Origin of the sequence: Massilia timonae CCUG 45783 (genome assembly GCF_000315425.1) — a bacterium.
Taxonomy (GTDB): Bacteria; Pseudomonadota; Gammaproteobacteria; order Burkholderiales; family Burkholderiaceae_D; genus Telluria; species Telluria timonae.
The window spans coordinates 669,560-684,633 of the sequence record NZ_JH992922.1 but is presented as its reverse complement, the minus strand read 5'-3'; the positions used below and the strand labels follow the sequence as shown (position 1 = coordinate 684,633).

At 65.4% G+C, this 15,074-nt stretch carries 16 protein-coding genes; 4 read left to right on the top strand and 12 right to left on the bottom strand.

The genetic code is table 11. The features are described from left to right. Window positions 1-25: 25 nt before the first annotated feature. Both gspF and HMPREF9710_RS02850 read left to right on the top strand, forming a co-directional pair. Complete coding sequence (gene gspF / locus HMPREF9710_RS02855) at window positions 26-1,246, top strand: type II secretion system inner membrane protein GspF (RefSeq protein WP_005663734.1); 1,221 nt, start codon at window positions 26-28, stop codon at window positions 1,244-1,246. 19 nt (window positions 1,247-1,265) lie between these two features. Beyond that, the gene (locus tag HMPREF9710_RS02850) at window positions 1,266-2,009 is read left to right on the top strand and encodes a hypothetical protein (protein ID WP_157225417.1); all 744 of its coding nucleotides are present in this window, start codon (window positions 1,266-1,268) and stop codon (window positions 2,007-2,009) included. Window positions 2,010-2,061: 52 nt separating this feature from the next. Here HMPREF9710_RS02850 and HMPREF9710_RS02845 read toward each other — a convergent pair whose 3' ends face one another. The 9 genes from HMPREF9710_RS02845 to HMPREF9710_RS02805 all read right to left on the bottom strand — a co-directional run bounded on the left by HMPREF9710_RS02845 (window position 2,062) and on the right by HMPREF9710_RS02805 (window position 10,472). After that, window positions 2,062-2,793: a helix-turn-helix domain-containing protein gene (locus tag HMPREF9710_RS02845; protein WP_005663729.1), complete on the bottom strand. Its 732-nt coding sequence runs from the start codon at window positions 2,791-2,793 to the stop codon at window positions 2,062-2,064. 152 nt (window positions 2,794-2,945) lie between these two features. Then, a complete protein-coding gene (locus tag HMPREF9710_RS02840) occupies window positions 2,946-3,149 on the bottom strand; it encodes a hypothetical protein (protein WP_005663727.1) in 204 nt (67 codons plus the stop codon). Between the two features lie 20 nt (window positions 3,150-3,169). Next, window positions 3,170-4,510 (bottom strand): ATP-dependent protease ATPase subunit HslU, encoded by a 1,341-nt coding sequence (hslU, locus tag HMPREF9710_RS02835; RefSeq protein ID WP_040775527.1) that lies wholly within the window; start codon window positions 4,508-4,510, stop codon window positions 3,170-3,172. A 13-nt stretch (window positions 4,511-4,523) separates the two neighbouring features. Further along, complete coding sequence (hslV, locus tag HMPREF9710_RS02830) at window positions 4,524-5,060, bottom strand: ATP-dependent protease subunit HslV (RefSeq protein ID WP_005663724.1); 537 nt, start codon at window positions 5,058-5,060, stop codon at window positions 4,524-4,526. A gap of 257 nt (window positions 5,061-5,317) precedes the next feature. Then, window positions 5,318-6,577, bottom strand: coding sequence for an STAS domain-containing protein (locus tag HMPREF9710_RS02825; protein WP_005663720.1), 1,260 nt, complete (start codon window positions 6,575-6,577; stop codon window positions 5,318-5,320). A gap of 214 nt (window positions 6,578-6,791) precedes the next feature. After that, window positions 6,792-7,241, bottom strand: a complete 450-nt coding sequence (gene dksA / locus HMPREF9710_RS02820) for an RNA polymerase-binding protein DksA (RefSeq protein ID WP_005663718.1) — start codon at window positions 7,239-7,241, stop codon at window positions 6,792-6,794. Between the two features lie 421 nt (window positions 7,242-7,662). Beyond that, complete coding sequence (locus tag HMPREF9710_RS02815) at window positions 7,663-8,721, bottom strand: CobW family GTP-binding protein (RefSeq protein ID WP_005663716.1); 1,059 nt, start codon at window positions 8,719-8,721, stop codon at window positions 7,663-7,665. 154 nt (window positions 8,722-8,875) lie between these two features. After that, the gene (xerC, locus tag HMPREF9710_RS02810; RefSeq protein WP_005663714.1) at window positions 8,876-9,796 is read right to left on the bottom strand and encodes a tyrosine recombinase XerC; all 921 of its coding nucleotides are present in this window, start codon (window positions 9,794-9,796) and stop codon (window positions 8,876-8,878) included. A gap of 10 nt (window positions 9,797-9,806) precedes the next feature. Next, a complete protein-coding gene (locus HMPREF9710_RS02805; RefSeq protein ID WP_005663712.1) occupies window positions 9,807-10,472 on the bottom strand; it encodes a DUF484 family protein in 666 nt (221 codons plus the stop codon). Between the two features lie 322 nt (window positions 10,473-10,794). Here HMPREF9710_RS02805 and HMPREF9710_RS02800 point away from each other — a divergent pair, with 322 nt between their 5' ends. Next, a complete protein-coding gene (locus HMPREF9710_RS02800; RefSeq protein ID WP_005663710.1) occupies window positions 10,795-11,511 on the top strand; it encodes a hydrolase in 717 nt (238 codons plus the stop codon). Window positions 11,512-11,571: 60 nt separating this feature from the next. Here the strand turns inward: HMPREF9710_RS02800 and HMPREF9710_RS02795 are convergent, their stop codons facing one another. From HMPREF9710_RS02795 to HMPREF9710_RS27650, 3 genes are all read right to left on the bottom strand, one after another. After that, window positions 11,572-12,852, bottom strand: a complete 1,281-nt coding sequence (locus HMPREF9710_RS02795; RefSeq protein WP_005663709.1) for a porin — start codon at window positions 12,850-12,852, stop codon at window positions 11,572-11,574. A gap of 189 nt (window positions 12,853-13,041) precedes the next feature. Beyond that, on the bottom strand, window positions 13,042-14,091 hold the full coding sequence (locus HMPREF9710_RS02790) for a porin (protein ID WP_005663706.1): 1,050 nt from the start codon (window positions 14,089-14,091) through the stop codon (window positions 13,042-13,044). Between the two features lie 73 nt (window positions 14,092-14,164). Beyond that, window positions 14,165-14,377 carry a hypothetical protein gene (locus HMPREF9710_RS27650; RefSeq protein ID WP_157225416.1) on the bottom strand — a complete coding sequence of 71 codons (213 nt, stop codon included), beginning with the start codon at window positions 14,375-14,377 and terminating at the stop codon, window positions 14,165-14,167. 224 nt (window positions 14,378-14,601) lie between these two features. Here HMPREF9710_RS27650 and HMPREF9710_RS02785 point away from each other — a divergent pair. Then, the coding region (locus tag HMPREF9710_RS02785) for an SEL1-like repeat protein (protein WP_005663704.1) at window positions 14,602-15,074 on the top strand (473 nt) is incomplete at its 3' end.

The following is a 15,074-nucleotide window of genomic DNA, read 5'->3' as shown; positions in this document are numbered from 1 at the left end:
GAACCGCGAGGATGGGAACTGACTGATGCCGGCATTTCGCTACGAAGCCGTTGACGCCGGCGGCGCCACCCGCAAGGGCGTGGTCAACGCCGACAGCCCGCGCGCGGCGCGCGCCGACCTGCGCACGCAAGGCCTGACGCCGCTCAACGTCGAGGCGATTGCCGCCCAGGTCGACGCCTCGGGCGTCACCCGCGCGCGCGGCATCGGCGAGCGCCTGTCGCAGAACGAGCTGGCCCTGTTCACGCGCCAGCTGGCCAGCCTGCTGGAGGCCGGCCTGCCGCTCGAGCAAGCCTTCACCGCGCTGCTGGAGCAGGCCGAGCGCGCCTATATGCGCGACCTGATCGCCTCGATCCGCTCCGAAGTCATCGGCGGCTCGCCATTCTCCACCGCGCTGTCGCACCACCCGCGCGACTTCGCCGAGATCTACCGGGCGCTGGTCGCCTCGGGCGAGCAGATCGGCCAGCTTTCGCGCGTGCTGTCGCGCCTGGCCGACTACATCGAGCGCCGCAACGCCCTGGTGCAGAAGGTGCGGCTGGCCTTCACCTATCCGGCGATCGTGACCGTGGTCGCGTTCGCGATCGTGATCTTCCTGCTCACCTATGTGGTGCCGCAGATCGTCTCGGTGTTCGCCAACACCAAGCAGAAGCTGCCCTTCCTCACCGTGGTCATGCTGGCCGTGTCCGACTTCGTGCGCGCCTACGGCATCTATTGCGCGATCCTGATCGGCGGCGCGTTCTGGCTATGGCGGCGCGCGCTGCGCAATCCCGACCTCAAGCGGCGCTGGCACACCTGGCTGCTGACGGCGCCCATCTACGGCAAGTTCGAGCGCAGCCTCAATACGGCGCGCTTCGCCAGCACCCTGGCGATCACCACCGGTTCCGGCGTGCCCATCCTGCGCGCGCTCGACACCAGCCGCGAAACCCTGTCCAACGTGGCGATGCGCGAGCTGGTCGAGCAGGCCACGGGCAGCGTGCGCGAAGGCGTGAGCCTGGCGCGCGCGCTGTCGGCGCAAAAACACTTCCCGCCGATGCTGGTGCACATGATCCGCGCCGGCGAGATCACCGGCGAACTGCCGGCCATGCTCGAGCGCGCCGCCAATTCGCAGCAGGCCGACCTCGAGCGCCGCACGCTCACCATCGCCGGCCTGCTCGAGCCGGTGCTGATCCTGGCCATGGGCCTGGTCGTGCTGCTGATCGTGCTGGCGGTGCTGATGCCGATCATCGAAATCAACCAGCTGGTGCAGTAAAACAATGGCAGTCAATAATATGAACAAGCGTTTGCCTCTTCTTCTCAGCCTGCTTGCCCTGATCCTGCTGGCGGCCTCGATCGCCTACTGGGTGCTGCAGCTGTACAAGCCGGAGCAGCGGCCGCTGGCGGCGGCGCCGGTCGCCACCCAGCCCCCGCCGAGCCCCGAGGCGGCGGCAACGCTGTTCGGCGGCCAGCCGACCGCGGTGATTTCCAATTTCCAGCTCACCGGCGTGGTGTCGGCCGGCGCCGACAGCGCGGTCATCCTGGTGGCCGACGGCCAGCCGCCGAAGGCGGTGCGCATCGGCCGCGAAATCGCGCCGGGCGTGACTGTGGCCGAAGTGCACCGGCGCTACGTGATGCTGTCGGATGGCGGCGTGATGAAGCGGGTGGAACTGGCGCCCGATACCGGCCAGTCGACGTCGATCATGCCGCCGGAACCGCGCGTGATGCCAGAGCAGATGCCGCAACCGATGACCGCGGCGCCTGGCGTGGAACCGCAAACCGCGCCGGGCGTGGTCAGCGCGCCGCCCACCATGCGCAGCGTGCCGCCGCCGGGCGGCGGTCCGCAGGGCACGCCGACCACGCCGGAGAATGCGCAGGTGGTGCAAGAGCAGCAGGCGCCACAAGACCAGCAGGCGTCGCAAGAGCCGCAGGATCCGCCGCCGGAGCAGGGCGATCCGACCCAGCAGAGCCGCAACAACGTGCAGATGCCGCCGAATGCGCCGCCGATGAACCAGACCCAGCAACCGATCACCCAGTAAGGGCGGCGGCGCGGCGGCAGGCTCTTATCGCCTCTTCACCGTACCGAGCCCATCAGCGTCGCAGTGCGGTAAACGCCGCCAGTTCCCACGACCTGAACCCCAGCAACAAGGTATAGCCCTCGCGCTCTTCGGCCGGCAGGCGCCGGTCGTTCAGGTGCAGCCGCGCCAGTTCCGCCGCCAGTTGCTCGATCTTGAGCGACAACTCTTTTGCGCTGGCAGGCGACAGCCGCGCCGGCAGGCACATCAGCGCTTCGCCGGCGCCGTCGAAGCGTCCGGCAAAATAATCCTCCACCACGTGTTCGCGGAAGAAGTGCTGCACCGGCCCATCCGGCAGCCAGCGGAATGCGTTCGACACCCGTAGCTGGTAACGGTTCAGCGGCTTGAGTTCGATCAGCCCCAGTCGGTCGAGTTCGGCGAGCAGGGTGATGCACTCGGCCTCGCTCAGCTTGTAGGTGTCGACGACCTGTTCCACGTTCCAGTGGCCGAGGCAGCAGATCGCCATCAGCAGCAGGCGCGGATTGGCCACCAGCGAGCGCTCCTGCGGCAGGCTCAGGGCATCCAGCCGGGGCCGGGTGTCGAGAGCCCCGCGCAACAACTCTTCCAGTGGGATGCCGGTCGCCTGGCAGATCTCGGCCAGCCGCGACAGCGCCATGTCCTTCTGGCCGAACATGCGTTTCACGCTCGATTCGCTCACACCGATGCGCTCGGCCAGCAGCTTGTAGGTGATGCCGGCCGCGCGCAGGCGGGCGCGCAGGGCGTCGAGGATCAGGTCGGGTGAACTCATGGTATCCGTAAAGAATGGCGACGCTTGACTCTACCGTTGAACGGGGACAGGGACAAGGCGCATGCGACGAATGGCACGCCGGGCCGATGGACGAAAAAAAGCGGACACCGAAGTGTCCGCAAGGAGAATGTCTTGATCAGGCTAACGCAGGCTCAGTCGTCCTCGTCCGCCACCAGCTTGGCCTTCTTGAGCGCCCGCTTGGCTTCATGCCGCTCGCTCGACAGCGGCTTGGCATGCGGCCCGGCCGACCGCGCCTTGGCCAGCGCCGCGATCGGGTTGCGCGGCTTGCCGAACTGCTGCGAGGGTTCGACCCGCAGGCGCATCTTCTGCCGTGTCGCCAATGCCTTGTTCGCCACGCGGGTCTCCGCCAGGATGGTTACAGCACGTAGCGCGACAGGTCTTCGTTGACCGCCAGCGCATCGAGCCGTTCGTTGACATAGGCCGCGTCGATCCGCACCACCTGGTCCTTCTCGGAGCCGGCGCTGAACGAGATCTCTTCGAGCAGCTTTTCCATCACCGTGTACAGGCGGCGTGCGCCGATGTTCTCGGTGCGCTCGTTGACCGAGAACGCGATCTCGGCCAGGCGATGGATGCCTTCGTCCACGAACTCGATCTTGACGCCCTCGGTCGCCAGCAGCGCCTCGTACTGCTTGGTCAGGCTGGCGTGGGTCGAGGTCAGGATGCTCTTGAAGTCGTCGATCGACAGCGATTCGAGCTCGACGCGGATCGGGAAGCGGCCCTGCAGTTCCGGGATCAGGTCCGACGGCTTCGACAGGTGGAAGGCGCCCGAGGCGATGAACAGGATGTGGTCGGTCTTGATCATGCCGTACTTGGTGTTCACCGTCGTGCCCTCGACCAGCGGCAGCAGGTCGCGCTGCACGCCGGCGCGCGAGACGTCGGCGCCGCCGTGTTCGGAACGGGTCGCGATCTTGTCGATCTCGTCCAGGAACACGATGCCGTTCTGCTCGACGTTGGCGATCGCCTTCTGCTTGAGTTCGTCCTCGTTGAGCAGCTTGCCCGCTTCTTCGTCGATCAGGAGCTTCATCGCTTCCTTGATCTTGAGCTTGCGCGGCTTCTTGCGCGCATTGCCCACGCCGGCGAACATCGACTTGATCTGCTCGGTCATTTCTTCCATGCCCGGCGGCGCCATGATTTCCATCTGCGGCGCGGCGTCGGCCACTTCGATCTCGATCTCGCGGTCGTCGAGCGAGCCTTCGCGCAGGCGCTTGCGGAAGGTCTGGCGCGTGGCTTCGCCTTCCTTCGTGTCGCCGTTGCCGCTGCTGGTGTTGAAGCCGAAGTCGCGCGCCGGCGGCACCAGGATGTCGATGATGCGGTCCTCGGCCGCGTCCTCGGCGCGCTGGCGCACCTTTTTCGCTTCGCTGGCGCGGGTCTGCTTGACGCCGATGTCGATCAGGTCGCGGATGATGGTGTCGACGTCGCGGCCGACATAGCCCACCTCGGTGAACTTGGTCGCCTCGATCTTGATGAAGGGCGCGTCGGCCAGCTTGGCCAGGCGGCGCGCGATCTCGGTCTTGCCGACGCCGGTCGGGCCGATCATGAGGATGTTCTTGGGCGTGATTTCATGACGCAGGCTCTCGTCGACCTGCTGGCGCCGCCAGCGGTTGCGCAGGGCGATGGCAACCGCCTTCTTGGCCTTGCCCTGGCCGACCACGTGCTTGTCGAGCTCGGAAACGATTTCGGGTGGGGTCATGTTCATGATGCTGCTCATATCAATCCAGGGTCTCGATGATGTGGGACATATTCGTGTAGATGCACAGCTCGCCGGCGATGGTGAGCGCCTTCTTGACGACTTCGCCGGGGGCCATGTCGGTGTTCTCGTACAGCGCCTTGGCGGCGGACTGGGCGTAGACGCCGCCCGAACCGATGGCGCCGATGCCGTCTTCCGGCTCCAGCACGTCGCCGTTGCCGGTGATGATCAGGGTCGACTCGCGGTCGGCCACCAGCAGCATCGCTTCCAGGCGGCGCAGCACGCGGTCGGTGCGCCAATCCTTGGCCAGTTCGACCGACGCGCGCAGCAGGTTGCCCTGGTGTTTTTCCAGCTTGCCTTCGAAGCGGTCCAGCAGCGTGAATGCGTCGGCGGTGCCGCCCGCGAATCCGCACAGGACCTTGCCCTGGTACAGCTTGCGCACCTTGCGCGCCGAGCCCTTCATGACGACATTGCCCAGCGTGACCTGGCCATCGCCACCCAGCGCGACCTGGTTGCCGCGCCGCACACTGACGATGGTTGTACCGTGAAATTGTTCCATTTTGACCTCGTGATGTTCTAGCCAACAGCAGGTGGGGATCGTGCGCGGGATTGCAAGATTAGCTCAGCCTTAAATGCTCGAGGCCAAATGTGCGCCCGGCGCGGGCGGCGGCCTGTACGCTGTCCCGACGCCGATAGAATGGAGCCGCTAAACGATGTTCTTATTTTTTTCCAACAAGCTTGGTTGCCTTGGCTCGATCCTGGTGTCGCTGGTCGTGACCTTGCTGCTGTTGCTGGCCTTCGGCTGGCTCTGATCGGTCAGTAGCGGTGCGGATACAGCCGTACGCCATCGCCCGCGCCGAGCAGGCGCAGCAGGGTGGCGACGAGATGGTTCAGTTCGCGCAGCTCGACCGCGCGGCCGGCGGCGCCATGCGCATCCAGCCGCGCCAGCAGGCTGCCGGCGCCGGCATAGTCGATGCGCGCCAGGCGCGAGCAGTCCAGCACCAGCGTCTCGCGCTCTAGCGCATAGGCGTCAATGGCCGCCAGCAGGCTGGTTTCTGGACCGCTCACGACCGCCGGCAACATGAAGCGGTCGCCATGGCCGGGCGCCGGCGCGGCGGTGGACACGTAGAGCGGCGCCTCGAACGAGGGCGGCGACACCTCGTAGGTGACGCAGTAATCCATCGCCGCTTCCTCGAATTGTTTTTCGCGACCGGTCAACAGCAGCAGCTCGAGCAGCAGCAGCCAGGGCGCCGGGCTGGCGTCGCGCTGGCCGATCGCCAGCATCGGCCGCAGGGTCGCCAGCAGGGTGTCGGCGCCGGCCAGCACCAGCTCGCGGCCGGCGCCGCGTAATTGTTGCAGCGCCGCCAGCAGGCAGGCGGCGCCGTCGGCGTCGATCGCCGTCACCCGGCCGAAGTCGAGGCGCACGACCGGCGCCGGCGCATCCAGCACGCGCTTGAGCGGCGCCGCGACGCTGGCGTCGATCCTGGGGGCGAAGGCCTCGACCGCAGCCAGGCCGGGACCGGGACGGGCCGCAGCGGTTGCGGCGGGCGCGGCGGGCAGCGGCTTCCAGGCCGGCGGCGAGGTCTCGAAATGGCTGGCGTAGTCGATGGCCACGCTTTCGAAGGCTTCTTCGCGGCCATCGGCCTGGTACAGGTCGAACAGCATCCACCACGGCAGGCGCTCGGCGCGGCCCAGGGTCGGCAGGCAGGCGCGCAGCAGCTGTTCGGCCGCGTCAGGCTGGCCGTTGGCGTACAGGATGGCGCTTTCGTCGATGGCCGGGGCGCTGGCGGGCGCCGCGGCCTGGGGCGGGATGTCATGTTCCGCAGGCGCGACGCCAGCGGCCGGGCGCCGCACGCCGCTGCCCCAGGCCGGCTCGTCGTCGAACATGTCGGAAGCGAATGCGAGCTCGATCTCGTCGATCTTGGCGGCGGTGGCGCGCGCGATCTCGCGCTGGCGTTCGCGCTCGGCCTCGGTGTCCAGGCGCGACGGCTCGCCGCGCAGGCGCGACTCGGGCGGCGGCCAATCGCGCACCCCCGCATCGTCGTTCTTTCTCTTCAGGAAGGAGAAAAGCCCCATGCTCACCGTTGTCAATTAGGCCAGCCGTGCCAGACCATAGCACGAACCTTCGGCCAGTGTGCTGCGCACACGCCGCTCGGCCTAGTGTATCCGATGGGAAACGATAGCATATGCATGGCGCGTGAAGCGTGCGCAGTCATGCCGGGAGACGGGCGCGCAAACAAAAAAAGCATGCGATCCCTCGCATGCTTTTCTCGATGGCGTCGGCGATAAATCAGTCGCCGTACAGTTTTTGCTTCAGCTCACGGCGCTGCTGGGCTTCCAGCGACAGCGTGGCGGTCGGGCGGGCGATCAGGCGTGGAATGCCGATCGGCTCGCCGGTTTCTTCGCACCAGCCGTATTCGCCGCCGTCGATCGACTGCAGCGATTGCTGCACTTTCTTGAGCAGCTTGCGTTCGCGGTCGCGGGTGCGCAGTTCCAGCGCGTGTTCTTCCTCGATCGTCGCCCGGTCGGCCGGGTCGGGAACCAGGACGGTTTCGCGCAGGTGTTCCGTGGTTTCGCCGGCGTTCTTCAGCAGTTCCTTCTCGAGTTCCTGCAGACGGTTCTTGAAGAACGCGAGCTGGGCCGGATTCATGTAGTCGTCATCGCTCATCGCCCGAATCTCTTCTTCCGTCAGGAGGCGTTCTTCGGGCTGGGCGGTATTCGGTTTCGTTGTTTTAGTCATGATGCCTTCGATACGACAGAGGTTTTCATTTTATCAGCTTGCCAACTTTATACCCGATAAAGGTGTGCGTGAGGCAAGCTGCCTTGATGGCGACCTGGCGCCATCCCTTCTCTGGCCGCGCCGCATATGCAGCAAGGACAGTTCGCTACAGCAGGCTGGCGGCTAGTATATAGCGCACCGGTCGGTCCGGCGAGTCGGCCGCGACAAACTGTCGCGGCGGGTCGTCATGCGATCTGAGAGCCTACCCCGGCAGGTGGGAGTCGCGCCTGGCGCGCCTGGCAGGCGTGTGCTGCGTTGCTCGTCGTTGCATGGCGCCGCCATGCGTCCTCCTCGCGCCTTGCTCACGCCAGCCATGCATCGCCATGCGCTTCCCCCCACCTACCGGGATAGGCTCTTAACACGCCGGTCAAACCGATGTAGTTTATACCAAACATTGTTCAAGTCCGCGGACAAATACGTCTTTTGGTAAATTTTTACCAATAAAGACCATCTTGGTGGCAGGCGTCTCGTTTTCGCCCCATTTCGGTCCCACGTCGCTGCCCATGATCTGGTGCACGCCCTGGAACACCACCTTGCGGTCGACGCCTTCCATCCGCAGCACGCCTTTGTAGCGCAGCATTTGCGGACCGAAGACTTGCACCAGGCTGCCCAGGAATTGTTCCAGGCGTTCCGGGTCGAAGGCGCGCTCGCTCTTGAACACGAAGGCGGCGATGTCGTCGGTGTGGTGGCCGTGGTGGTGGTCGTGATTGCAGGCTTCGCCATGCGCATGGTCGTGGCCGCAGTGGGCGTGATCGTGGTCGTGATCATGGTCATGGGCTTCCTCGACCTTCAGGAAATCCGGATCCAGTTCCAGCTTGTCGTTCAGGTTGAAGCCGCGCAGGTCGAGCACGTCCGAGATCGGCGCGCGGCCGAAGTCGCTGGTCGCGATCGGCGCGCGCGGATTGATACGGTGCAGGCGCGCCTTCAGGGTCTCGACGGCGGCGGCGTCGACCAGGTCGGTCTTGGACAGCAGGATCTTGTCGGCGAAACCGACCTGGCGCTGGGCTTCCTCGTTCTGGGTCAGCTGGTCCATCGCATGGCGGGCGTCGACCACGGTCACCACGGCGTCGAGCAGGTAGTTGGCGCCCACTTCTTCGTCGACGAAGAAAGTCTGGGCCACCGGGCCGGGGTTGGCCAGGCCGGTGGTTTCGATCACCACGCGGTCGAAACTGATTTCGCCGGCGGCGCGCTTTTGCGCCAGGTTGGTCAATGCCACGATCAGGTCGCCGCGCACGGTGCAGCAGATGCAGCCGTTGTTCATCTCGACGATCTGCTCGCTCGAATCCTGCACCAGGATTTCGTTGTCAATATTCTCCTGGCCGAATTCGTTCTCGATGATGGCGATGCGCATGCCGTGCTCTTCCTGCAGGATACGGTTGAGCAGGGTGGTCTTGCCCGCGCCGAGGAAGCCGGTCAGGATGGTGCTGGGAATCAGGTCCATTGGTACGCTACTCGTGTTGGGGGTTGGACAAAAGAACCGGGGGATTATGCCGCAATTCTTGCAAGCTCACCATCAACAGTGTCCGGGCTTGATCGAGTTCAAACCATCAACCCGGGGATGTGGCCAGAATGGCGCGCCTGCGTCGGTCAGGCGATTACTTGGCCTTGGCGCGCGGATGGGCCGCGTCATACACCTTCGACAGGTGCTGGAAATCGAGTGCCGTATAGATCTGGGTCGAGGTGATGCTGGCGTGGCCGAGCAATTCCTGCACCGCGCGCAGGTCGCCCGAGGATTGCAGCAGGTGCGAGGCGAACGAGTGGCGCAGCACGTGCGGATGCACGTGGACCGGGGCGCCGGCGCGCAGCGCATGCTGCTTGAGCCGGTTCTGCACCACGCGCGGCGAGATGCGGGTGTCGCGCGCCGACAGGAACAGGGCGGCGCTGCCGTCGCGCGCGGCGGGACGCACCGCCAGCCAGGCCGCCAGCGCCTCGCGCGCCGGGCCGCCGACCGGCACCCGGCGCATCTTGCCGCCCTTGCCGGTGACCACCACTTCGCCGGCCTGCAGGTCGAGCCAGCCGAGCGAGGCCGGCTGGCCGGCGCGCGCATCCTGCCAGGCGATATCGAGGCCGGCCAGTTCCGATACCCGCAGCCCGCTCGAATACAGCAGCTCGAACATGGCGCGGTTGCACAGCTCGAAAGGTTCGGCGTGGCCGCGCGTATTTGCATCCATCAATTGCACGGCATCGTCGACGGCCAGCGCCTTGGGCAGGCTCCTGGGGCGTTTCGGGGCGTGCACGCCGTCGACCGGGTTGGCGGCCAGCGGGGTGTGGTTCGACAGCCAGGCATAGAAACCGCGCCAGCCGGACAGCTTGCGCGCGATCGTGCGCGCCGACTGGCCGCCGGCATGCAGCTTGGCGGCGTAGCGGCGGATATCGAAGTGGGTCAGCCGCGGCCAGTCGGCGTGGCCGGCCAGTTCGGCCAGCTCGGCCAGGTCGCGCCGGTAGGCGTCGACCGTGTGCGGCGACAGCTGGCGCTGGGTAGCCAGCTCGGCCAGGTAGCGTGCGGCCCAGTCCATGGCCGCTGGCTCAGGCGCGCAGCGGCGCCAGCGCGGTGGTCGAGGTGGCGGCGATGTGGACCAGGAAATCGGTCGACATCGCGGTCGTGAAGCGCGCCGGATCGGGCGAGCCCAGCACCAGCAGGCCGAAGCTCTGGCCCGGCTGGCCCAGCGGCAGCATGACGGTCGAGCGGATCGATTCCGCATCGTCCAGCCAGCGCACCGCCTCGAAATCGTTGTTCGGGCCGCAATATGGCGCGCGCAGGCTGTTGGCGAAGATGCGCGCGTCGTCCGACACGCCCTGGGCGAACCATTCGCCGGCATGCTCCGGCGCCACATTCCACAGGCGCAGGGTGACTTGCGGCACGATGAAATGGGTGCGCAGGCCGTCGGCCAGGTCGCGCGCCATGGCGGCGCCACCCTTTGACACCAGCAGGGCCTGGGTCCAGGCGTGGAAACGGTTGGCGATGCCGGCATTTTCTTCGGCGCGGCGCGACAGCTCCGACAGGCGCAGCTCGAGCGCGCGGAATTTGTCGCGCATCACTTCCATCTGGCGCTCCTGCAGCGACACGGCGCGGCCGGTCAGCGGGCTGGAGAGCTTCACTTCGCCCAGCAGGCCGGCATGCTCCTGGAAAAATTGCGGATGATCGATCAGGTATTGCGCGACTGCGTTGGCGTCCAGTGGTGCGATGCTCATGTGATGGGAGGTCCGGCGTGAAAATGATTCTCCCATTCTACCCGACCCAGGCATGGCGCCGGCGAACAAACATGCCGCCGGCGCCATCCTGCCACGCGGCTTGCCGCAGCAGGGACAGGTCGTCCCGGCCAATGGGATAGAGGCAAAATCGATGTTCGAAAATTTCGATGAAATGTTGATATTTTTTCCGTTTTTCCTTGGCGTTTCAGCACCGCATAATGGCTCCATCGCATCGAACACGAAGCAACGGAACAGGCAGAAGGCCTCGATCCAGCGTCGATCAGTTCGATGGTTTATACATACACAACCTGGGAGAACCATCATGCACAATCCGAAACTCGACGTCCTGACCCCGCAAAACTCGCAGCTGATCATCATCGACCACCAGCCGCAGATGGCGTTCGGCGTGCAGTCGATCGACCGCCAGACCCTGAAGAACAATGTCGTCGGACTGGCCAAGGCGGCCTCGGTCTTCGATATCCCGACCATCATCACTTCGGTCGAGACCGACAGCTTCTCGGGCCATACCTATCCGGAGCTGCTTGACGTATTCCCGGGCAAGCCGATCCTCGAACGCACCTCGATGAATTCATGGGACGACCAGAAAGTGCGCGATGCGCTGGCTGCCAACGGCCGCAAGAAAGTCATCGTGGCCGGCCTGTGGACCGAGGTGTGCAACACCACCTTTGCGCTGTGCGCCATGCTGGAAGGAGATTACGAGATCTACATGGTGGCCGACGCCTCGGGCGGCACCACCAAGGATGCGCATGACTTCGCCATGCAGCGCATGGTGCAGGCCGGCGTGGTGCCGGTGACCTGGCAGCAGGTGCTGCTGGAATGGCAGCGCGACTGGAAGAACCGCGACACCTACGACGCGGTCATGAAGATCGTCACCGAGCATTCGGGCGCCTACGGCATGGGCGTCGACTACGCCTACACCATGGTGCACAAGGCGCCGGCGCGCAATCGCGGCGACAACCCGGTGCTGGCGCCGGTTGCTGCTCCGGTTGCTGCAGCGAGCGCGGCGCCGCTGCGCTGATCCGGCGATCAAAAAAAAACCGCGGCCGTGGCCGCGGTGTGCATGCCTGCGCGGACCGCGTCAGAAACGATGACGGATGCCCAGCTGCAAGGCGCGGCCGTCGGCGCCCGGCGCTTCGGTGAAGCCGCCCGGATTGCCCGAGGTGCCCGGCGCATACTGCGCCTCGTTGTCGTTCTTGATGAAGGCCAGCGCGGTGTACAGGTCGGTGCGCTTGGACAGGTAGTAGTTGTAGCCCACCGCATACAGGTCGGCGTCGCTGTTGGAGGCCAGGCGGTCGTTCTGGTGCGCGTACGAGGCCACGATGCGGCCGTTGCCGACACGATAGTGGACGCCGACCTGGTAGCTGTTCGCGTCCTGTTGGGTGTTGGCGGTGATATTGGTCTGGAAGATCCTGAGCAGGGCGGCCTGGGTCGCCTGCGGGACGCCTTGCGCCACCAGCGCCGGCACCACGGCCTGGTTCCAGCCAGCCAGGTAATCCGGCAGCAGCGCCGAATTCTGGTTGCGCTGGCTGTGGAAGCCGGCGAAGAATTTCCAGCTGTCGTTCAGCGTGTAGGAACCGCCGACCGTCAGGGTGCGCAGGCTCGGCCGGTTCTGCATGTCGTAGCCGTGGTTGTAACCGATGCCGACGTCGAAGCCGTTGGCCTTATAGGTGACGGCGCCGGCGCGGAATTTGTAATAGCGGCCGAGGTAGCCGGAATTGCGGGCGCCATACATGACCGAGCCGCCCAGGCCGTTCGGCAGGGCGATGCGGTACTGGATCGCTTCCTGCGAGCGGATGTCGGCGCCCAGCGCGGTGAAGCCGGCGGTGCCGCCGGTGACGTGGCCCCAGGTGCCGGCGGTGCCCGATTCGAAGGCGTCGGCCATGTTGAACACTTCGTAGCCCGGGGTGTACATGCGGCCCAGCATGACGGCGCCGATCGGCGTGATCAGGCCGACCATCGCGGTGCGGTCGAACAGGGCTTTTTCCTGATTGACGGCCGGCGCGCCCGGCGGCTGGATCGCCGCCTGCAGGCGGTCGCGGATGGCTTGCGGGATCTGGTCCATGCCGCGCAGCAGGTAGACGCCCGGATTGTCGTTCATCAGGGCCGGCTGCTGCGAGCCGTTATCGAGTTCGACGCGGGCTTCGAGGTTGAAGATGGCCTTGTAGCCATTGCCCAGGTCTTCGCTACCCCGGATGCCGAGGCGCGAGCCGTCGGCGCCGCCACTATAGATCTTGGTCGGTCCACCTTTTTGCCACATCACGCCGGCATCGGCGATGCCGTAGATCTGGACGCTGGTCTGGGCCAGGGCGGAGCATGCAAACGTAGCGCCGAGCAGGGCGGCGATCAGGCTTTTCTTCATCGTGTCTCCATATTATTTTCTTGTCGCGATGCTTGAGCTCGCTCCACCAATATGCCATTGCCATGGCGCACTGTACAGAACGCTCGTTCGCGGACACGCCGAGGGTAGATTGGCGTTGTGAAAACACTACATGGATGATGGACGACAGGGACAACGCTGGCTGCGCCAGGTCGCCTCACGCCAGAACGTCTAGAACGAATGGTGGATGCCGATGTCGTACTGGTTGACGTTGCCCGGATTGGTCAGCAAGCCTTTTTTGCGCGAAGCGTCGATGTACAGATAGGTGCGCTTCGACAGGCTGTATTCATAGCCCAGCGACAGCTGCCTGACCTTCTCCAGTCCATCGGTGTCCTTCTGCCCGTAGCCGGCCAGGAACCTGCCCGGGCCCAGCGTGTAGTTGGCGCCCAGCACCCATGAACTGGTATCGTTGTTGAACAGGCGGGTGTGGTCTTCGTCCAGCCTCGTGAAGGTGCCCATGAGCTTGAGTTCCGGGGTTGCCTGGACCGAGGCGCCGACCGACCAGACCTTCGACTCGATCGCGTTGCGCTCGTAGGCCGCCATCAGGGCGGCGGGGCCGTTGTTGTAGGTGGCCGAGACCGAGAACGGATTGGCCGAGGCTTCGGCGCCGACCGGATACTGCGGCGCGCCGGCGCTGCCGCGGCCGATCACGGCGACGCCGCCATTGTTTTCCCTGGTCGCGATCGCGGTGTTGAGCTGGAAGCCATTGACGATCGGTGAGTTGTACCAGATGGCGTTCGACCAGCGGTTGCCAGATGCGTCGACCGGGTCGAGCGGTTGCGAGCTGTAGCCGGCGACGCTCAGGTCGGTATAGAAGCCGCCCGCGGTCGGGATCGCATGAAAGGGTTCGAAGTTGCCGATGGTTTCATGGAACGGGGTCAGGCCGCGGCCGATGCGCAGCATGCCGAAGTCGCCTTGCAGGCCGACCCGGCTCTGGCCCTGGAACAGCTGGCGCTGATTGCCGTCGGGACCGATCTCGCTGCTGCCGGTATCCGGCTCGTAACGCATTTCAAGGTGGAACAGCGCTTTGAAACCATTGCCCAGGTCTTCGGTGCCGCGGATGCCGAGGGTGTTGGCGGCGCGCTTGCCGATGCTGACGTTCTCGCCACTGCGCTTGACGATGCCGGCATCGAGGTTGCCGTAGACCTGCACCGACGTCTGCGCATGGGCCGCGCCGGCGCAAGCGCCAAGCAGTGCGACGGCCAGGAGAGATTTCTTCATTATCGGTGTTCCCAGGATCGAGGTGAGCGCATGCAGAACGTCGAGGCCGGCCGCTCGGGTCACCTTGATTGTTTCAAACTTCAGGGCTGGCTATTTGGTCAATTATCAGTGGCGCGCTTGGTAGATCGCTAATAAATCCAATCGTGCTGTTGTATTTTTGAAACGTATGCCTTATGCATGACACAAAGCCGGCGGTTTTTGCGTCCGGGAAAAAGACCGCGGCGTTCATCCATGAAGCGAGCGCGAGCATGCGTTGATGTCGTGCGGCCAGGGTGGCCGGTTTCATCCGCTTGAACCAGCTTTGCGCCCCGTCAACTCACCCCGGAATCGAATCGAATCGCCGGCTGCAGCGGCTTAGACTTTGGCCAAATTTGCATGAGCGGCGACAGGCCCTGTCAATACCTTGTATATTGGCAACCTCGCCAGGCCGGCTTGCGCCATGGGGCCGGACGGCCGTGATGCCGTCGCCGCTGCGTGTTGCCGACTCACTTTTTTTTACGTATTCCAACGATGGCTAACCGCGAAGAATTGGCGATCATTCGCAACGCCCGCGCCGGGCAGGTGGCGGCCCAGCTCGAGCTGGGCAAGCTGTATCTGTTCGGCAGCGCCGGACTCCCGCAGAGCCTGCCGACGGCGCTCCACTGGCTTGAACGTGCGGCTCGACAAGACTGTCCACCTGCCTGGCAGTTGATCGGTAACCATATTCCTCTTGAGCTTGCCCAGCATAACGCCAGCGCCGTCGCCCAGTGGTACGAGCGCGCCTATGACGACGGCAGCCTGCATGCAGGCCTGGTGTTCGCCCAGCTGGTGCTCGATCCGGCGGCAGCGCCATCCCAGCAGCATCCGAAGGCCGTGCGGGCGCTCGAGGACGCGGCGCGCGCCGGCTTCCCGCACGCGCAATGGTTGCTGTCGCAGCGGCAGGGCAGGCAGCCCGCGGCCCAGCCCGGTACGCGGGCCGCGCCGTCGAGCGGCGCGGCGCAGCC